This window comes from Actinomadura livida, from assembly GCF_014648675.1.
Taxonomy (GTDB): domain Bacteria; phylum Actinomycetota; class Actinomycetes; order Streptosporangiales; family Streptosporangiaceae; genus Spirillospora; species Spirillospora livida.
The window spans coordinates 1-18329 of record NZ_BMRO01000001.1; the positions used below are offsets into that span (position 1 = coordinate 1).

Genomic DNA, 18329 nt, shown 5'->3' on the forward strand with positions numbered 1-18329 from the left:
ACCCCGTCTTCGGCGTCGGCTCCTACGTCGAACTCTCCGCCTCCAACCCCTCCGTCCTCGCCTTCACCCGCGAGATCACCGAGGAGGAGAGCCCGTGGGGCGAGATGGACACGATCCTCTGCGTCAGCAACCTGTCGCGCTTCCCGCAGCCGGTCGAGCTGGACCTGCGGCGCTTCGAGGGGTACTCCCCCGTCGAGTGCATGGGCGGCGTCCAGTTCCCCGCCATCGGCGAGCTGCCCTACCTGATGACGCTCCCCGCGCACGGCTTCTTCTGGTTCCAGCTGATCCCGCCGGACGAGGGCGACGGCGTCCCGGAGACGGTCCCGGGCGGGGCCGCCGGGACCGTCCCCGGTCCGGACGCCGCCGGCACGGGCGCCGGAAAGGCCGGCTGAGCGTGCTGCCGACCGAGACGGCCCTCGTGCGCGACCTCGCGGAATGGCTGCCCAGGCAGCGCTGGTTCGGCGGCAAGGACGGCCCCATCGACGAACTGACCATCGGCACCGCCACCGAACTGCGCTCCGGCGATCCCGCTCTGCACCACCTGGTCCTCGACGTCCGGCAGGACGGCGCCACCGACCACTACCAGCTGCTCCTCGGCGTTCGCCGGTACCTGCCGGACCGGCTCCGGCACGTCGAGATCGGCGGAGCGCACCCGGACGGGCCGGGCGGCCGCCCGTACGACGTGCACCTCTACGACGCCGCCCACGACCCGGAGCTGACCCGGATCCTGCTCGACGACCTCGCCGCGGAGGCGTCCGTCGGCCCGCTGCGCTTCCGCCGCGTCGACGGCGCCCGCATCCGGACGGACCTGACGAGCCTGCCCATCACCGCCGAGCAGAGCAACACCTCGCTGCTGTTCGGGGACACCTATATCTGCAAGCTGTTCCGGCGGCTCAGCCACGGCGTCAACCTCGACCTCGAGGTCAACCTCGCACTGACCCAGGGCGGGTGCACGCACGTGCCCGCCGTCCACGGGTGGATCGAGCTGGAGCCGGAGGCGGGCACGTCCGGGAACGGCGAGCCGGTCACGCTCGGCCTGCTGTCGGACTACCTGTACACCGGCGCGGACGGGTGGAGCCTGGCGATCGCGAGCGTCCGGGACTGGTTCGCGCACACGCCGCCCGCGGGCGGCGACGAGTGGGCCGAGCTGGACGCGAGCGCGGCCGGCGGCGACTTCGCCGCCGAGGCCGAACGCCTGGGGGCCGCGACCGCGGCGGTGCACCGGTCGCTCGCCGCCGCGTTCGGGGTGCGGACGCTCCCTCCGGCGGAGGTGCGGGCGATGGCGGCGCGGATGAACGACGAGCTGACCGCCACCTGCCGCTCCGTGCCCCGGCTGGCCCCGCACGCGAAGGCGCTCACGGCCGCCTACCTCGACCTGGCCGCGCGGCCGGAGCCGCTGCCCGTCCAGCGCGTGCACGGCGACTACCACCTCGGCCAGGTCCTGCGCACCGAGAGCGGCTGGACGCTGCTGGACTTCGAGGGCGAGCCCGCGCGGACGCAGCACGAGCGCCGCGCCCTCGCGCACCCGCTGCGGGACGTCGCCGGGATGCTGCGCTCGTTCGAGTACGCGGCCCGGTTCCTCATCGCCAAGTCCGGGACGGTCCCGCCCGAGCCGGGCGGCCGGCTGGAGACGCGGGCGCACGTGTGGGCGGCGCGCAACCGGGCCGCGTTCTGCCGCGGCTACGCCGCCGCGGGCGGCGCCGACCCGGCGGCGCATTCGGCGCTCATCCGCGCCTTCGAATTCGAGAAGGCGGTCTACGAGGTGCGCTACGAGGCGCAGAACCGGCCGGCCTGGCTGCCCGTTCCGCTCACCTCGCTGGCCCATCTGGCCACTTGATCAAAGACACCGAACGGCGCCATTAATTCCGCGCCATGATCATGCAAAATCGCGCCGTTCCCCCAATTCCGTAGCGATCTGCCGGGTACCCGGACTCTCGGCGAGGTGATGATCACTCGCCCCGCGGAAATTCGCGGCACATCCGACATTGCGGAACGGAGAGAACAGAATGGCCAGCGCACGTCACTCACTCGGGGACACCACCGGAAACGGCATATCTGCTGACAATACCCGCCGAAATCGGACGGGTGCCCGAAAACAGGGACTGCTCCGTACCGCCGTCACCCTGACGGCGACCGGGCTCGCCCTGGCGGTCCCGCTGAGTTCCCAGGCCTGGGCGGACCTCAACACCACCGCGGTGAAGAGCCTGCACCTCGACAGGGCCACACTGAAGCAGGTCAAGGCGTACGACAGGTACCGGACCCGTGTGGCGGAGCAGCGCAAGAGCGCCAAGAAGGCGATCAGGTTCGCCCGCAAGCAGATCGGCAAGCCCTACCGGTGGGGCGCCGAGGGACCGGGCGGCTACGACTGCTCCGGGCTCGCGATGGCCGCGTGGCGCGAGGCGGGCGTCGACATTCCCCGCGTCACCCACGCGCAGTACCGCCAGGTGAAGCGCAAGGTCAAGCTGAAGGAGCTCAAGCCGGGCGACCTCGTCTTCTTCCGCGGCCGCAACCATGTGGGGCTCTATGTGGAAGGCGGAAGGTACCTCCACGCTCCCCGCACCGGTGAGACCGTGCGGATCGACAAACTCACCAAGAGGCGCAAGAGGCAGTTCGCCGGCGCGGTCCGGCCCGGCGCGCCCGAGCACAAGACGTGGTCGCCGTCGGTGATGGAACTCGTCGAGAAGATCGACCGGATGAGCGCGGACCAGCGCACCGAGGAGAAGCCGCCAGATAAGGAGCGGACCCCCCAGAATCCGCCTGCCACCGACACCGCACCGAAGAACGACGACTCCCCCGAGAAATCCCCCGAGCGCACCCCGGCGAAGAAGGCCGCGCCGCCAGGCGGCCCCGCCTCATCGAAGCCCGCCCGGTCCCCGAAGCAGACGCGGCCGGAGCCGCCGCCGAGGGTCGAGACGCCCGGCGGCGCGGACTTCCGCCCCTGGGCCATGTACACGGGCTCCACCTTCGAATTCCTCTCGGCACCGGGCCCCGAAGCGGTCTGACAGAGCGACCGGGCGACGACCGACCACAGCGCAACCAATCAGAGCGCAACCGACCACTGAGCAACCGACCACATACCGAGCGGCCTGCGAGGCCGCCGGAGCCGCCGGGGTCCACGCATGGGCCGCGGCGAGCCGGGACACTCCGGGAACGGCGCGGCCGTTCCCGGAGTATTCGTCACTGGGACGGGCGCAGATGGCCGTCCAGGAGCCCGTCGAAGCTCAGCCGGACCAGGGACTCCCCCAGGGCCGACATCTCGCGCAGCGTCTCCGTCATGCGGGCCAGTTCCTGGAAGACGCGGCCGTAGGCGCGCTGGCTCTCGAGGGAGAGCCGCGGGACGCGGGTCCGGCGCGGGTCCATCCGGCTCGATCCTCCGCCGTTGCCGTCCCGGCCGCCGGCGAAGCCGAGGAACCCGGCGAGGAACCCCGCGTCGAGCCGCCGCGCGTCCGGGCGGTAGAGGGTGAGGCCGGCGCCGAGCGCCGCACCGGGCTCGCCGACCACCCGCGCCGCGCCCGCGGCGGTCGCGACGACGTCGCCCGCGTCGAGCATGACCAGGCCGGGCCCGGCGGACGTCCCCGAAGGGCCGGTGCCGGCGGCCACGTCGTCCGCGGTGAGGACCGGGACGTCGCCGCCGGACGGGAGCCGGGCGGGCGCCTGGCTGATCGCGACGACGCCGGCCTTGGCCAGCTCGGCCAGCGTGGTGAACGAGAGGGGCCGCCGGTCCGGCAGCAGTTCCAGGCCGGGCGGGGCGGGCGCGGCGGCGCGCAGCCGGTCCAGCGTCTCGGTGAAGCGGCGGTCGAACGCGTCGCCGCTCTGCCGGGGCCGGTGGCGGGACGGGCTGAGGTCGACCTCGTCGTCGAGCAGGTCGATGACCGGCACGCAGAACTCGCCGTCCGGGTACGCCGCCCATTCCCGCTCGGCCCGCGCGAAGTCGCCCTCGGTGTCGAGCAGGAGGACGGCGGGCGGCGGCCGCTCGCCGGGCTTCGGGCGCCGCAGCAGCCACAGGTCGGGACCGCCGGACCCCAGCGTCAGCACGGCCCGCAGCGCGCCCGCCCGCAGGAGGTTGCCGCGGATCCGGCGGCCGGGGCGGCGGCTCGCCACCGCCGACGGCATCAGCACGGCGACGCGCCCCCCGGGCCGGACGTGCGCGAGGCAGTGCTGCACCCAGGCCAACTCGGGTTCGCCGCGCGGCGGCAGCCCGTACTCCCAGCGCGGATCGCCGGCCAGGTCGTCGTGCCCCCAGGAGCGGTCGCCGAACGGGGGGTTGCACACGATCGAGTCGGCGACCTCGCCGGGGAAGGCGTCGCGGCGCAGCGAGTCGCCGGCGACGACCTCGGCGGGCGTCCCGGCCAGCAGCAGCCGGACCGCGGTGATCCGGGCCGCGGAGTCCTCGCCCTCCTGGCCGAGCGCGAGCCGCGCGCCGGGCGCCGCCAGCAGCAGCGTGCCGAGGCCGCACGCCGGGTCGAGGACGACGTCGCCCTCCCGGCAGGCGAGCCGCGTCATGAGCCGCGCGACGTCCGCGCGCGTGACGACGAGCCGCCGCGAGTGGGCCCGGACGTAGCGCTGGAAGAGCATGTCGAACGCCGCCGCGTGGCCGTGTTCGGCGGCGAGTCCGGCGAGCAGGCCGGGCAGGTCCGGGTCGTCGGGCTCGACGGCGGGCACCGGCGGCCGCGCGGGCACCTTGACGGTGTCGCCGCGGAGTTCGAGCAGGCGCAGCCCGGCCCAGCCGACGAGGTCGGCGAGCCGGAAGTCGTCGCCGGACGCGCGCAGCCGCTGCCAGAGCCGGTCGGCGGGCGACACCTCGAACGGCTTGCCGTTGCGGTGCAGCCAGTCCTCGATGTCGGCGAGCGAGAACAGCGGGCTGGTCGCGGTGCCGCCGACGGGGCGCGGGAAGTCGCCGTGGCGGCGGCGCCAGTTGCTGACCGTGGCCCGCCCCACGCCCGCCAACCGGGCGATGTCGCCGGCGGTCACACCGGGGTCACCGCTCATGCGGTCACCATACTTGATCTTCGCAACATCGATCGGCCCGGAGAATGACTGTGAACTGTGTCAATTCTACCGGGCGGCGGCGCCGGCCGCGGTGGCCGGGCGGCGGGTGAGGCGGCCGAGTCCGGTGAGGCGGGCGAGCAGCCCCGGCTCGCGGGCGGCGCCGATCATCAGCGGCTCCCGCGACACCTCCCTGGAGGGCGCGACGACGTCCGCGACGACGCAGGTGGCGTTGTCGTGCCCGCCGGCCAGAGTCGCGAGTTCGATGAGGCGCGCGACGGCCTCCGCGGGACTCGCCGCGCGGACCAGCGTCTCGCGGATCTCCTCCGGCTCGACGAAGCCGAAGACGCCGTCGGAGCACAGCAGGTAGCGGTCGCCGGGCTGCGCGTCGTGCCGGAACAGGTCGGCCTCCGCGTCGGCGCCGCTCTGCAGCGCCCTGACCAGCTTGGAGCGCCGGGGGTGGCCGGCGGCCTCGCCCTCGGTGAGCCGCCCGTCCTCCACGAGCGACTGGACCATCGTGTGGTCGCGGGTGAGCCGGTGCAGTTCCCCCGCGCGCAGGAGATAGGCGCGGGAGTCCCCGATGTGGGCGACCGTGAAGCCGTGGCCGTCCCAGGCCATCGCGGTCAGGGTCGTGCCCATCCGGGCCATTCCGGGGTCGTCGCGGCCCAGGTCGTCCAGGCGGTCGGAGATCGCGGCCACGCCGGAGGTGAGGTCGGCGGCCGGATCCGCGGTGAACGGGATTCCGGCCAGGGTCGTGATCGCGGTCCTGCTGGCGACGTCGCCGTGCGGGTGCCCGCCCATGCCGTCGGCGACGGCGAGCAGCCGCGGGCCGGCGTACGCGGAGTCCTCGTTCACCTTCCTCCGCTCGCCGACATCCGTCCCGGCGTCGAAACGAAGTACATGGTGAGTCATGCAACCATTAAACCATACTAAAACACTATTCACAAGCACTTGACCCGCCAGCTGGTTTTTCTTGGCGGCCGACCCGGCCGACCGCGGCGCACCCCTGGGACGAATCGGGCGACCCGTGTTAAGTTGCACTGAAAACCGTTTTCATTTTCGAGGAGTCCTCGATGACCTCTGTTCAGCGCGCCCGCCTGCTCGGGACGGGCGCCGTGCTCGCCGCCTCGGTGCTGGCGGCCGGCGCCTGCGGCTCGTCCGGCAGCGGCTCTTCCGGCAGCGGATCGGCCGCTCCCGGCGGTGACACCGCCGTCTCCGTCGTCGCCTCGACCAACGTCTACGGCGACATCGCGCGGCGGATCGGCGGCGGCAAGGTGGAGGTGACGTCGTTCATCAGCGATCCCGCGCAGGACCCGCACTCGTTCGAGGCCGGGACGCGCGCCCGGCTCGCCGTGTCCAGGGCGGCGGTCGTGATCCAGAACGGGGGCGGCTACGACCCCTTCATGGGCACGCTGCTGAAGGACTCCGGGTCCGGGGCCGCGGTGCTCAACGCCTTCGAGATCTCCGGGATGACCGCGCCGGAAGGCGAGGAGCCGAACGAGCACGTCTGGTACGACCTGCCGTCCGCCGCACGGCTGGCCGACCGCCTCTCCGACGCGCTCGCCGAGGCCGACCCGGCGGGCGCGGGGACGTACTCGGCCAACGCCGCCGCCTTCAAGGCCGACCTCAAGACCCTCGAAGGCGAGGTCACGGCGCTCAAGGCGGCGCACGGGGGCGACGCCGTCGCGATCACCGAACCGCTGCCCGGCCACCTGCTGGAGGCCGCCGGGCTGCGCGACGAGACGCCCGAGGAGTTCAGCGAGGCGATCGAGGAGGGCGGCGACGTCCCGCCCCGCGCGCTGCGGGACACGCTGGCGCTGCTCACCGGCAAGAAGGTCGAGGCCCTCGTCTACAACGAGCAGACCGGCGGGCCGGAGACCGAGCGGCTCAGGAAGGCGGCCGAGGCCGCCGGCGTGCCCGTCGTGCCGGTCACCGAGACCCTGCCGGAGGGCCGGGACTACATCGCGTGGATGGACGCCAACATCGCCGCCCTGCGGAAGGCGCTGTCGTGATCCGGTTGCGCGACGCCGCCCTGGCCTACGGAGACCGGACGCTGTGGCGGGGGCTCGACCTCGACGTCGCGGCGGGCGAGTTCGTGGTCGTGCTCGGACCGAACGGATCGGGGAAGACCAGCCTGATCCGGGTGCTGCTCGGGCTCCAGCGCCTCACCGCCGGAACGGTCGCCGTGCACGGCCGCCCGCCGCGCCGCGGCAGCGACCTGATCGGTTACGTCCCCCAGCACCGGACCGTCGTCCCGCACACCCCGCTGCGGGCCCGCGACCTGGTGCGGCTCGGGATCGACGGGCACCGCTGGGGGCCGCGGCGGTCCCGGCCGGAGGCCCGCCGCCGCGTCGCGGCCGTCCTGCGGGACGTCGGCGCCGCCGAGTTCGCCGACGTGCCGCTGGAGCTCCTGTCGGGCGGCGAGCTGCAGCGCGTGCGGGTCGCGCAGGCGCTCGCGACCGACCCGCGCATCCTGCTGTGCGACGAGCCGCTGCTGTCGCTGGACGCCGAGCACCAGCGGATCGTCGCCGAGCTGGCCGACCGGCGCCGCCGGGAGCACGGCACCGCCGTCGTGTTCGTCACGCACGTGACCGGCGCCCGCGACGCCGATCCCGTGCTGCCGCTGGCGGACCGCGTCCTGGACCTCGGCCGGCTCGGCGGCGTCCGGGCAGGCGGCGTCCGGGCGGGCGAGGTCCGGGCCGGTGAGATCCAGGCGGGCGCCGCGTGAGCTGGGCCGGGATCTGGGGCGAGATCTTCAACTTCGAGGACTACGGGGCGCTGCTCGGGCTCGTCCGCAACTCGCTCGTCGCCGGGGCGGTGCTCGGGCTGGTCGGCGGGCTCGCCGGGACGTTCGTCGTCATGCGCGACCTCGCGTTCGCCGTGCACGGGATCGCGGAGCTGTCGTTCGCGGGCGCCGCGGCGGCACTGCTGCTCGGCACCGGCGTGGCGGGCGGGTCGATCGCGGGCGCGCTGCTGGCCGCCGCGCTGATCGGCGTGCTCGGCGCCCGGGCCCGCGACCGCGGGTCGGTCATCGGCGTGCTCATGCCGTTCGGGCTCGGGCTCGGCGTGCTGTTCCTGTCGCTCTACAAGGGGCGGTCGGCCAACAAGTTCGGCCTCCTCACCGGGCAGATCGTCGCGATCGACACGCCCGCGCTGTCCTGGCTGCTGGTGACGTCGGCGATCGTGCTGGCCTGCCTCGCGGTCATGTGGCGCCCGCTGGCGTTCGCGAGCCTCGATCCGGAGGCGGCGGCGGCGCGGGGCGTGCCGGTGCGGGCGCTGTCGCCGGTCTTCATGCTCGTGCTCGGCCTCGCGGTCGCCGTGTCGGTGCAGATCGTGGGGGCGCTGCTGGTGCTCGCGCTGCTGTGCACGCCGGCCGCGGCGGCGGTGCGGGTCACCGCGTCGCCGGTGCTCGTCCCACTGCTGAGCACCGTCTTCGCGACCGTGTCGGTGGTGGGCGGGATCCTGCTGTCGCTCGGGTCCAGCATCCCGATCAGCCCGTACGTCACGACGATCTCGTTCGCGCTCTACGGGGCGTGCCGCGCGGCCGGGGCGATCCGGGCGCGGCGCGGGTGGACGGCCCGGCCGGGCGCCGCCGGGCGGCAGACCGTCCCAACATGATCCCTTGGTGCCGGCCCGGCGTACCCGGCCGGGCGGGCACCGCGGGCCGCTCGGCGTTCCGGACATGCCGGACCCGTGTCCACCATGACCTTGCCATTCGCTTACCCGTGCGTGGGCATCGCCCCCAGGACGTGGGGGCATCAACCGGGTCCTTGCGACGTTCGGGGCGAATGGGGGACGCAATGTGGGACTTCGCCGGCCGTGACACCGCCATCGACATGGGCAGCTCCACGGTCCGGATGCATCTGAAGGATCGCGGGGTCGTCTGCCGGGAGCCGTCGCTCCTCGCGCGCTGCCGGCGGACCGGGCGGATCCTCGCGCTGGGCGTCCCGGCGCAGAAGATGGCCGGGCGCAATCCCGACGTGACCCTCGTGCGGCCCGTCCGCGAGGGCGCGCCGACCGAGACCGACGCGGCCGAGTACATGATGCGGGCGCTGGTCCGCCGGCACCACAGGCGCCACTACACGGCCCGCCCGCGGCTGGTCGTGACGGTCCCGAGCGGGCTGACCCCCGTCCACTACCGGGCGCTGCGGTTCTCCGCCTACCAGGCCGGCGCGCGCCGGCTCACGCTGCTGCCGACGCCGATCGCCGCCGCCATCGGGATGGGCATGACCTCGGCGCTGCGGTCGGACGTCACGGTCATCGCCAACATCGGCGCCGAGGTCACCGACGTCGGCGTCATCGCGTTCGGCGGCCTCGTCACCTCGCACACCGCGCTCATCGGCGGGTCGGCCCTGGACCGCGCGATCGTCGACCTCGTCCGCCGCGAGTACCGCGTGGCACTGTCGCGGTCCGCCGCCGAGGCGGCGAAGCTGGAGGTCGGGGCGGTGCCGCCGCTCGGCCGGCGGCCGGTGCGGCAGACCGAGGTGAACGGGCGCGACATCGCGACCGGCATGCCGCGGTCGCTGGTGCTCACCACCGTCGACGTCGGCCGCGCCATCGCCGGGCCCGTCGCGGACATCGTCGACGCGATCGGCGCCGGCGTCGTCGGCTGCTCCCCCGAGATCTCCGGGGACCTGCTCAGCGTCGGCGTCACCCTCACCGGCGGCTGCGCCCGGCTGCCCGGCCTGGAGCGGCTCATCCACGACCGGACGGGCCTGCCCGCGCGGCTCGGGGACGACACCGGCGACGCGGCCGTCCTCGGCGCCGCCGAGGTGCTGCGCTCGACCCGCTCGCAGGAGCCGCCCGCCCGGGACACCTCCCAGAACCCGCAGCTGATGACGACGCTGCCCGACCTCGAATACTGAGGCGTGCTCCGTTTCCACGGCGCGGGGCGCGGCGGCGCGCCACGATGGACGCATGTCCTTCGAAGGGATGCCGGGACACGACCTGATCAACGTCGTCAGGGACCTGGAGCCCGTGGCCGCCGTCCGCGACCAGGAGGCCGCCGAGCGGCGCCGGGCCTACCCGGGGCTCGTGCCCGCGGGGCCGCCGGAGTTCGGCTGCGCCGAGCAGGCGGGCGGCGCCTGGCGGACCCTGTCGCTCGGCGCGGCTGCGCCGTCCGGCGCCCGCGCGGGCTTGGCGGCGCACCTGCGCGGCATCGCCGCCGGCCGCGACCCGGCCGTGGGCAAGGAGATGCTGCTCCTCGCGGACGCGCTCGACGCCGCCCGGGAGGCGGGCGGGCCGGAGCGCAACGAGTGCGCGGCCGGGCCGCTCCGGTTCCGGGTGGTCCGCGTGCCGGGGTTCGCCCGGTTCGGGGCGGACGGGCCCGAACCCGCCCGCTTCACCGACGCCGAGGACGGGCGGCCGGAACACCGCATCGACCCCGCGGCGCCGGTCGGCCCGGCCGACGCGGCGCTGCGGCTGGAGCTGCTCGGCCTCCCGCCGGTCGGCGGGGCCGTTCCGGAGGCGCTGCGCCGCGAGGCCGCCTCGGCGGTCAGGGCGTACCCGGGCGTGGTGCTGCTGCCCCCGTACTTCACCGTCATGGAGGACCGCGACGGCCAGTGGCGGCCGGTCGTCCGCGGGGCCGGGCCGCAGGGCGCCCGCGACGCGCTCGCGCACCACTTCCGCGTGCTCATGCCGCGGGAGGCGCCGGAGGGCGGCGCGCCGCCGAGCCCGGGCGAGCTGGCCGAGTACGCGCGGGCCGCCGACCGCATCGACGCGGACGGCGGCGTCGAGTTCGCGGCGTGCGGGCGGCTGTTCCGGATCGTGCGCGTCATCCGGGCGCTCCGCGTCGGCCCGGACGGCCCCGAACCGGCCCGCCCCTCCGACGAGCGCGCGTGACCCGGCCCACGCGGCGGGGCCCGCAATAGGATTCCGCCATGAGCGACGCACCCGATCGCGAAGGTCCCGGCACACCGCGCCTGCAGGAGGTCTCGGACGGGGTATTCGCCTACGTCCAGCCCGACGGCACCTGGTGGATCAACAACACCGGCTTCCTCGTCGGGGAGCGCGGCGTCACCAGCGTGGACTCCTGCTCCACCGAGCGCAGGACCCGCGCCTACGCGGACGCGATCCGGTCGGTCACCGACCGTCCCGTCCGGACGCTGGTCAACACGCACCACCACGGCGACCACACGTTCGGCAACTACCTGTTCCCCGGCGCGACCGTCGTCGGCCACGAGCAGACCCGCGCGAACGCGCTCGCCTGGGGCAGGCCGTTCGACGAGCCGTTCTGGACGAAGGTCGACTGGGGCGACGTCGAGATCGAGCCGCCGTTCCTCACCTACGCCGACGGCGTGACCCTGTGGGTGGACGAGCTGCGCTGCGAGATCCGGCACGTGGGGATGCCCGCGCACACCACCAACGACTCGATCGTGTGGATCCCGGAGCGGCGGGTGCTGTTCTGCGGCGACCTGCTGTTCAACGGCGGCACCCCGTTCCTGCTGCAGGGCTCGGTATCCGGCGCGATCAAGGTGCTGGAGGAGGTCATCGCGCCGCTGGACGCGGAGGTGATCGTGCCGGGCCACGGCCCAGTCGGGGGCCCCGAGATGATCGACCGCGTGGTCGCCTACGCCCGGTTCGTGCAGACGACGGCCGCCGCCGGGAAGGATGCGGGCCTGACGCCGCTGGAGGCGGCGCGCGAGGCCGACCTCGGGCCGTTCGCGGAGCTGACCGACGCCGAGCGGCTCGTCGGCAACCTGCACCGCGGGTACGCCGAGCTGGACGGGCTCGAACCGGGCGGGCAGATCGACGTCGTCGCCGCCATCGGCGACATGATCACCTTCAACGGCGGGCGGCCCCTGACCTGCCGCGCCTGACCGGGCCGTGGCCGAGCGAACCGGGGGTCACTCCCCCGGCCGCTCCCTCATGTCCCGCTCGACCGCCTCGGCGGCCTTGCGCGCCGCGATCAGGACCGGGTCCCAGGTGGGCGCGAACGGCGGCGCGTAGCCGAGGTCCAGGCCCGTCATCTCCTCCACCGTCATCCCGTTCCACAGCGCGATGGCGAGGCCGTCGACGCGCTTGGCGGCGTTCTCCTCGCCGACGATCTGGGCGCCGAGCAGCCGGCCCGTGCGGCGCTCCACGATCAGCTTGGTCCGCATCTCCGTGGCGCCCGGGTGGTACCCGGCGCGGGTGGTGGACTTCACCACCGCGCTCAGCGTCTCGAACCCGGCGGCGGCCGCCTCCCGCTCGGACAGCCCGGTGCGGGCCACCTCCACGCGGCAGATCTTGGAGACGGCGGTGCCGGCGACGCCGGGGAACGTGGCGTACCCGCCGCCGAGGTTGATGCCCGCGACGCGGCCCTGCTTGTTGGCGTGCGTGCCGAGCGGGATGGCGACCGGCCCGCCGGAGACGAGGTGGCGGGACTCGACGCAGTCCCCGGCGGCCCACACCCGCTCGGTGCGGGTGCGCATCCGCCGGTCGGTGACGATGCCGCCGGTCGGGCCGACCTCGATGCCGGCGTCGCGGGCGAGGCCGGACGCCGGTTTCACGCCGAGGCCGAGGACGACGATGTCGGCGGGCAGGGTGCGGCTCCCGGTCCGGACGGCCGTGACGCGCCCGTCCGGGGAGGTGTCGAAGCCCTCGACCGGCTCCCCGAGGTGGAGCTGCACGCCGACGTCGCGGATCGCGTCGGCGACGAGGGCGCCCATGTCCGGGTCGAGGGTCTGCATCGGCTGGTCCGCGAGGTCCACGAGGGACACCTCGAGGCCCCGCATCACCATCGCCTCGGCCATCTCCAGGCCGATGTAGCCGCCGCCCACGACGACCGCGCGGCGCGCCCCGTCGTCGACGACGGCGCGGCGGATGGCGACCCCGTCGTCGAGGATCTGGACGCCGTGCACGCCCTTCGCGTCCGCGCCGGGCAGCCGCGGCCGCGTCGGGACGGCACCGGTCGCGATCATGAGGTGGTCGTAGGGCTCCCAGCGCTCGCCGCCGCCGTCCAGGTCGCGGACGCGGACGCGCCCCCGGTCCAGGTCGATCTCGACGGCCTCGGTGCGCATCATCACGTCGATGTCGCGCTCCCGGAACTCGGCGGGCGTGCGGGCGATGAGCTTGTCGAGCTCGTCGACGACGCCGCCCACGTAGTACGGGATGCCGCAGGCCGAGTACGACACGTGGTGCCCGCGCTCGACCACGAGGATCTCCAGCTCGCCGGCGCCGCGCCGCCTGCGGGCCTGGGACGCGGCGCTCATCCCGGCGGCGTCCCCGCCGATCACGAGCAGCCGCTCGCGGGCGGGCCCGCCCGTCCCCCCGGCCGTGTCCCGGTCCGTCGTCTTCCGCAAGGCGGTCGCCTCCAATGCTCGTGATGGTCGGAATCCGCCGTGGCGGCCGGATGTCCCCGTGGTGATCAGCCTCCGTGGAGGCGCTCAAATTCCGTAGACGCGGCGGGCGTTGCCGGACGCGATCATCCCGGCCACGCGTTCGGCGTCCCCCGCCGTCCACGCGCCGTCCTCCACCCCCCGCGCGAGGAGGCCCGCGAGGCCGTGCCGGAACAGCAGCGCGCCAAGGTGGTACAGCTCGGCGAGCGCGAAAGCGTCCGACGAGTACAGCACCTTCCCGAACGGCGCGAGCTCCAGCACCTCGGGTACCGCACGGACGCGCGGCACCCGAGGTTATGCGTCGCGAGCCCTGCGGTGACGTACACCTTCGGGTTTCGGGAGCACCTGCGCAAGTTGACGCGCCTCCCAGCCTGAAGGCCGGGAATTCGGCCTGTGCCGCACCGTCTGGGGCGACACTTCCGCGGCTTCCTGTTTCGCTGGGGTTCGCCACGGCGAGCCGTGGTCTTACATCCCCTCCGCAGTCGTTTCATGTCTCCGACCGTCCGGCGGCGACTGCCACGCTGTGTCTGTCGTGACGTATCGGAGCTTCCGGAATAACCCTTCGCCCCGCACATCGAACACATTAGCGCCTCCACCCACAGTCGTCAGTCGGTCACGAGAAGTGCGGGTCCAGCGCGTCCGGCTCCGCGTGGGCGTCCAGGTCCAGGACGGGCGGACACCAGCGGCGCAGCGCGAACCCGACCTGGGTGTCGAACATGCTCACGCCCGGCGGCCCCGGTGTCTCCGCCTCGGTGAGCGACGCCTCGAACGCCTCCCGGCCTGGATCGCGGTCCAGGACGCCGTGGCAGTGGTGGTCCACCAGCGGCGACGACTCCAAGAACTCCAGCACCTCGCCCGCCTCCTCCCAGCAACCGCAGCCCGGTCTTCCTACGATGCCCCTACAGGGCCGTACCCGCGGTCCGCCCACTCCGACCGGGAGCCAGCAAACGTGGAACAGTTCCCCGAACCTCTCGTCCCAGGGCAGGCGCTCGACGCCCGCGCACGCGCGCGGTTCGGCGCCCGCGGCTCCTCGGAGGCGCGCCGCCTGGCCGGTCTGGACATCGTGGCCGTCGCGCTGACGTGGGTGGACATCAGCGGGATCACGCGGACCAAGACCGTCCCGGTGGAGCGGCTGGAGCACGCCGCGGCGTGGGGCGTCGGGATGTCGCCGGTGTTCGACGCGTACCTGCTCGACGACTCGATCGTGCCCGGGCCCCACGTCGGCGGGCCGGTCGGCGACCTGCGCCTCCACCCGGACCTGGACCGCCTCGTCCCGATGGCCGCGCTGCCGGGCTGGGCGCACGCGCCCGCGTTCCGGTACGACCAGGAGGGCGCCGCCCACCCGCTCGACACGCGGGCCCTGCTGCGGCGCCTGACGGACCGGCTCGCCGACGACGGCTGGACGGTGAAGGCGGCGTTCGAGATCGAGTGGGCCGTGTCGCGGGGCGGCGGGGAGGAGTTCTCCCCCGCCGTCCGCGGCCCCGCGTACGGGATGACGCGGATCACCGAGCTGGCCGGGTACCTGCGGAACGTCCTCACCGCGCTGAAGGAGACCGGCGTCACGGTCATGCAACTGCACCCGGAGTACGCGGCCGGGCAGTACGAGGTGTCGGTGGCCGCCGAGGACCCGCTCGGCGCGGCCGACACCGCCGTCCTGGTCAGGGAGACGATCCGGGCGGTGTCGATGGCGCACGGCCTGGCCGCCACGTTCTCCCCGAAGGTCGAACCGGACTCGGTCGGGAACGGCGCGCACGTCCACCTCAGCCTCTGGCGGTCGAGCGGCGACGCGCCGGTGAACGCGATGGCGGGCGGCGACGGGCCGTGCGAGATGTCGTCCCCCGGGGAGGCGTTCGCCGCCGGGATCCTGCACCGGCTCCCGGCGCTGCTCGCGATCGGCGCGCCGTCGGTGGCCAGCTACCTGCGGCTGGTCCCGTCCCACTGGGCGGGCGCGTTCGCCTGCTGGGGGCCGGAGAACCGGGAGGCGGCGCTGCGGGTGGTGACCGGCGCGGAGGGCGAGCGGCCGACGGCGGCGAACCTGGAGGTCAAGTGCCTGGACGCCGCCGCCAACCCGTACCTGGTCCTCGCGGCGCTGCTCGCGGCGGGGCACGAGGGGCTCGGCGGCGGCCGCAGGCTCCCGGACCCCGTGCACGTGGACCCGGCCACCCTGCCGGAGGAGGAGCGCGTCGCGCGCGGGGCCGTCCGGCTGCCGGCGTCGCTGGGCGAGGCGGTCGCCGCGTTCGAGGCCGACGACGTCCTGCGGGCCGCGCTCGGCGACGCCGTGGCCGACACGGTGTCGACCGTCCGGCGGGGCGAGATCGAACTGCTGGACGGCGCCACGCCCGAGGAGATCACGGCGGCCACCCGCTGGCGGCACTAGCGGGCGGGTCCGCACCGGAACATCGCGGCTTTGCCGCGATATTGCCGCCGCCCGGGAAGGAACCCGGCATGGCACGCGCGTTCTTCCGCGGCCGGGGCGACCGGGACGGCACCGGCCGCGCCGGCCGCTCGCCGCTGCAGGTGGCCACCGAGGTGCAGTCCGCGGTCTTCCGCATCGCCCGGCTGACGATCACCGCCACGCTGTCCTTCGTGCTGGCGCTGGCGATCCTCCCGCCGGGCGGGCCGAAACCGCTGCTGTCGCCGCTGACCGCGCTGCTGGTCGTCCAGTTCTCCGTCTACCAGACGATCAGGGCGAGCATCCTGCGGGTCGGCGCGGTCACCTCGGGGGTGCTCGTCGCGGTCATGGCCGCGAGCACCATCGGGTTCTCCTGGTGGACGCTGGGGCTCACCATCCTCGCCGCGCTCGTCATCGGGCACGTCCTGCGGCTGCGCGAGCACGTGCTGGAGGCACCGATCAGCGCCATGCTTATCTTCGCGCTGGGCGCCGCCAGCGAGACCGGGGCGACCACCCGCGTGCTGGAGACGCTGATCGGCGCGGCCACCGGCCTGGCGGCGACGCTGCTGGTGCCGTCGGTGCGCGTGCGGCCCGCCGAGGAGGCCGTCGAGGACATCACCGAGCGGCTCCGGGCGCTGATCGAGGAGATCGCCGACGGGCTGCGCGGCGAGCCCGCCGACGGCCAGGCGGCCCGCTGGCAGGACGACGCCGAGCGGCTCGCCCGCGAGATCGGCCGCATCGACCGGGAGCTCAACGCGGCCGAGGAGAGCGTCCGGCTCAACCCGCGGACCCGGGCGCGGCGGCTCATCGACGCCGGGGTCGCGCTGCGCAACGCCCTGGAGACCATCGAGCACTTCACGCTGTCGCTGCGCGGCCTCACCCGGTCGCTGGCCGACGACGAGCGGTTCGGCGAGCGGGGCCGCCTCATGACCGACCCCGACCTGCGCCGCGAACTCGGCGACGCCCTGTCCGGGGTCGCCGCGAGCATCGCCGCCTACGGCCGGCTGGCCCGCTCCGACCTGGCCCGCGACGCGCGGCCGTTCCTCGCCGAGCACGACCTGGAGACGCGGGTCGACATCGCCCGCGAGCGCCGCGCCCGGCTCACCCGCAGGCTGCACGAGCGGGCCGCGGCCGGGGACCTGTGGCCGCTGTACGGCGAGGTGTCCATGGACATCGACCGGCTCATCGAGAACCTGCGGGTCGAGCACCGGGCCCGCGCCCGGGAGCACTGGCGGCGGCACCGCGGCGCGTCCCGCCACCTGCCCGCGCGGCCCGTCCGCGTCGTCCAGCAGGCCGGGCACCAGCTCCGCAAGGCCGCCGAGTCGGCCGCCGAGTCCGCCGCCGCGGCGGCCGAGCGGCACGCCGGGGAGACCGGCGTCCCGCAGCACCGGCGCCCGCGCCGCCGCCGGGACGGCGGAGGTCAACTTTCGGAGTGACCTCCGAGATCCATATGCTTCGGGCATGCAACAGGACGAGGAAACAGGCCGGGTCACCCTGGCCACGGTGGCCGATCAGGCCGGTGTCTCCGTTTCGACCGTTTCGAAAGTCCTGAACGGGCGCGAGGACGTGGCGCACAAGACCCGCCTGCGGGTGGAGCGCCTGCTGGAGCACCACGGCTACCAGCGCGGCGTCCGGTCCGCCCCCGACGCCGCGCTCATCGAGATCGTCCTGCACGAGATCGAGAGCCTGTGGACCATGGAGCTGATCCGCGGCGTGGAGAGCGTCGCCAAGGCCAACGACGCGAGCGTGGTGCTGACCGAGAGCGGCACCCGGCACTCCCCCGGCCCGGAGTGGATCGGCGGGGTGCTCCGCCGCCGCCCCCTCGGCGTCGTGCTGCTGTTCTCCAGCCTCGCGCCGGAGTACAAGAAGCGGCTGCGGGCCCGCTCGATCCCGTTCGTCATCATCGACCCGGCCGGGGACCCCGAGCCGGACGTCCCGTCGGTCGGCTCCGCCAACTGGTCGGGCGGGCTGGCCGCGACCCGGCACCTCATCGACCTCGGCCACCGGCGCATCGCCATCATCACCGGCCCCGCGGACATGCTGTGCTCCGTCGCGCGCCTGGACGGCTTCCGCTCCGCGATGGGCATGGCCGGGCTCGACGTCGACCCGTCCCTCGTCGCCTACGGCGACTTCCACGTGCAGGGCGGCTTCGAGCGGGCGATGGAACTGCTCGGAAGGCCCGACCGCCCCACCGCGATCTTCGCCGGGAGCGACCTGCAGGCGCTCGGCGCCCTGGAGGCCGCCCGCGTGCACGGCCTCCGCGTCCCGGACGACCTGTCGGTGGTGGGCTACGACGACGTCGCGGTCGCCCCATGGGCCAGCCCGGCGCTGACCACCGTCCACCAGCCGCTCCGCCAGATGGCGGAGTCGGCCACCCAGATCCTCCTCGGCATCCGCGCCGGCGAGGCCGTCGCCACCCGCCTAGAACTGTCCACAAGCCTCGTAATCCGAAAAAGCACGGCAGAACCCCGGCTAACGTCCGACACCCCGGCCCCGAAACTTTCGAATCCCACCGGGCAGAGCGGCTTCTCCATGGAGCCACCCACCTAAATGATCACTTCACGGGTCGTGCGGCCGGAGCGAGTGCAGCGAGCGCAGGTCGCACGACCCGCCGCACGGGGCGCCGTTTCACG

17 protein-coding genes are annotated in these 18329 nt (G+C 74.4%); 12 read left to right on the top strand and 5 right to left on the bottom strand.

Annotated features, from left to right (window positions below):
* The 3 genes from IEZ03_RS00005 to IEZ03_RS00015 all read left to right on the top strand — a co-directional run.
* Window positions 1-392, top strand: a 392-nt coding sequence (locus IEZ03_RS00005) for an alpha-glucosidase C-terminal domain-containing protein (RefSeq protein ID WP_189241131.1), incomplete at its 5' end; no start/stop codon positions are given.
* A 2-nt stretch (window positions 393-394) separates the two neighbouring features.
* Window positions 395-1837 (top strand): maltokinase N-terminal cap-like domain-containing protein, encoded by a 1443-nt coding sequence (locus IEZ03_RS00010; RefSeq protein WP_184883252.1) that lies wholly within the window; start codon window positions 395-397, stop codon window positions 1835-1837.
* Between the two features lie 358 nt (window positions 1838-2195).
* Window positions 2196-3002 carry a C40 family peptidase gene (locus IEZ03_RS00015; RefSeq protein ID WP_229807865.1) on the top strand — a complete coding sequence of 269 codons (807 nt, stop codon included), beginning with the start codon at window positions 2196-2198 and terminating at the stop codon, window positions 3000-3002.
* Window positions 3003-3177: 175 nt separating this feature from the next.
* Here IEZ03_RS00015 and IEZ03_RS00020 read toward each other — a convergent pair whose 3' ends face one another.
* Together IEZ03_RS00020 and IEZ03_RS00025 are read right to left on the bottom strand one after the other, a co-directional pair.
* Complete coding sequence (locus IEZ03_RS00020; RefSeq protein WP_184883248.1) at window positions 3178-4989, bottom strand: N-6 DNA methylase; 1812 nt, start codon at window positions 4987-4989, stop codon at window positions 3178-3180.
* Between the two features lie 66 nt (window positions 4990-5055).
* Window positions 5056-5898 carry a PP2C family protein-serine/threonine phosphatase gene (locus IEZ03_RS00025; protein ID WP_184883246.1) on the bottom strand — a complete coding sequence of 281 codons (843 nt, stop codon included), beginning with the start codon at window positions 5896-5898 and terminating at the stop codon, window positions 5056-5058.
* Window positions 5899-6059: 161 nt separating this feature from the next.
* Here IEZ03_RS00025 and IEZ03_RS00030 point away from each other — a divergent pair, with 161 nt between their 5' ends.
* The 6 genes from IEZ03_RS00030 (at window position 6060) to IEZ03_RS00055 (ending at window position 11804) form a co-directional block, all read left to right on the top strand.
* Complete coding sequence (locus IEZ03_RS00030) at window positions 6060-6998, top strand: metal ABC transporter solute-binding protein, Zn/Mn family (protein WP_184883244.1); 939 nt, start codon at window positions 6060-6062, stop codon at window positions 6996-6998.
* Window positions 6995-7714, top strand: coding sequence for a metal ABC transporter ATP-binding protein (locus tag IEZ03_RS00035; protein ID WP_184883242.1), 720 nt, complete (start codon window positions 6995-6997; stop codon window positions 7712-7714). Before IEZ03_RS00030 ends, IEZ03_RS00035 begins: the two co-directional genes overlap by 4 nt.
* Window positions 7711-8604, top strand: a complete 894-nt coding sequence (locus IEZ03_RS00040) for a metal ABC transporter permease (protein ID WP_184883240.1) — start codon at window positions 7711-7713, stop codon at window positions 8602-8604. The genes IEZ03_RS00035 and IEZ03_RS00040 overlap by 4 nt, the downstream gene beginning before the upstream one ends.
* A gap of 170 nt (window positions 8605-8774) precedes the next feature.
* Complete coding sequence (locus tag IEZ03_RS00045) at window positions 8775-9851, top strand: rod shape-determining protein (protein ID WP_165966105.1); 1077 nt, start codon at window positions 8775-8777, stop codon at window positions 9849-9851.
* Window positions 9852-9903: 52 nt separating this feature from the next.
* On the top strand, window positions 9904-10827 hold the full coding sequence (locus IEZ03_RS00050) for a DUF5954 family protein (protein WP_184883238.1): 924 nt from the start codon (window positions 9904-9906) through the stop codon (window positions 10825-10827).
* Window positions 10828-10865: 38 nt separating this feature from the next.
* Window positions 10866-11804 carry an MBL fold metallo-hydrolase gene (locus IEZ03_RS00055; RefSeq protein WP_184883236.1) on the top strand — a complete coding sequence of 313 codons (939 nt, stop codon included), beginning with the start codon at window positions 10866-10868 and terminating at the stop codon, window positions 11802-11804.
* Window positions 11805-11831: 27 nt separating this feature from the next.
* Here the strand turns inward: IEZ03_RS00055 and IEZ03_RS00060 are convergent, their stop codons facing one another.
* From IEZ03_RS00060 to IEZ03_RS00070, 3 genes are all read right to left on the bottom strand, one after another.
* Window positions 11832-13268: an FAD-dependent oxidoreductase gene (locus tag IEZ03_RS00060; protein WP_268248504.1), complete on the bottom strand. Its 1437-nt coding sequence runs from the start codon at window positions 13266-13268 to the stop codon at window positions 11832-11834.
* 84 nt (window positions 13269-13352) lie between these two features.
* Window positions 13353-13592, bottom strand: a complete 240-nt coding sequence (locus tag IEZ03_RS00065) for a hypothetical protein (RefSeq protein WP_184883234.1) — start codon at window positions 13590-13592, stop codon at window positions 13353-13355.
* 325 nt (window positions 13593-13917) lie between these two features.
* The gene (locus IEZ03_RS00070) at window positions 13918-14154 is read right to left on the bottom strand and encodes a hypothetical protein (protein ID WP_184883233.1); all 237 of its coding nucleotides are present in this window, start codon (window positions 14152-14154) and stop codon (window positions 13918-13920) included.
* Between the two features lie 99 nt (window positions 14155-14253).
* Between IEZ03_RS00070 and IEZ03_RS00075 the strand changes: the two genes are divergently transcribed.
* From IEZ03_RS00075 to IEZ03_RS00085, 3 genes are all read left to right on the top strand, one after another.
* Window positions 14254-15681, top strand: a complete 1428-nt coding sequence (locus IEZ03_RS00075; RefSeq protein ID WP_221480652.1) for a type I glutamate--ammonia ligase — start codon at window positions 14254-14256, stop codon at window positions 15679-15681.
* Between the two features lie 68 nt (window positions 15682-15749).
* On the top strand, window positions 15750-17132 hold the full coding sequence (locus tag IEZ03_RS00080; protein ID WP_184883231.1) for an FUSC family protein: 1383 nt from the start codon (window positions 15750-15752) through the stop codon (window positions 17130-17132).
* 25 nt (window positions 17133-17157) lie between these two features.
* Complete coding sequence (locus tag IEZ03_RS00085; RefSeq protein ID WP_184883229.1) at window positions 17158-18246, top strand: LacI family DNA-binding transcriptional regulator; 1089 nt, start codon at window positions 17158-17160, stop codon at window positions 18244-18246.
* Window positions 18247-18329: the final 83 nt, after the last annotated feature.

Coding starts and splice junctions, on each gene's coding strand:
- IEZ03_RS00020 (WP_184883248.1), bottom strand. CDS start 4,989: ATGAGCGGTGACCCCGGTGTGACCGCCGGCGACATCGCCCGGTTGGCG.
- IEZ03_RS00025 (WP_184883246.1), bottom strand. CDS start 5,898: ATGACTCACCATGTACTTCGTTTCGACGCCGGGACGGATGTCGGCGAG.
- IEZ03_RS00030 (WP_184883244.1), top strand. CDS start 6,060: ATGACCTCTGTTCAGCGCGCCCGCCTGCTCGGGACGGGCGCCGTGCTC.
- IEZ03_RS00045 (WP_165966105.1), top strand. CDS start 8,775: ATGGGGGACGCAATGTGGGACTTCGCCGGCCGTGACACCGCCATCGAC.
- IEZ03_RS00050 (WP_184883238.1), top strand. CDS start 9,904: ATGTCCTTCGAAGGGATGCCGGGACACGACCTGATCAACGTCGTCAGG.
- IEZ03_RS00055 (WP_184883236.1), top strand. CDS start 10,866: ATGAGCGACGCACCCGATCGCGAAGGTCCCGGCACACCGCGCCTGCAG.
- IEZ03_RS00080 (WP_184883231.1), top strand. CDS start 15,750: ATGGCACGCGCGTTCTTCCGCGGCCGGGGCGACCGGGACGGCACCGGC.
- IEZ03_RS00085 (WP_184883229.1), top strand. CDS start 17,158: ATGCAACAGGACGAGGAAACAGGCCGGGTCACCCTGGCCACGGTGGCC.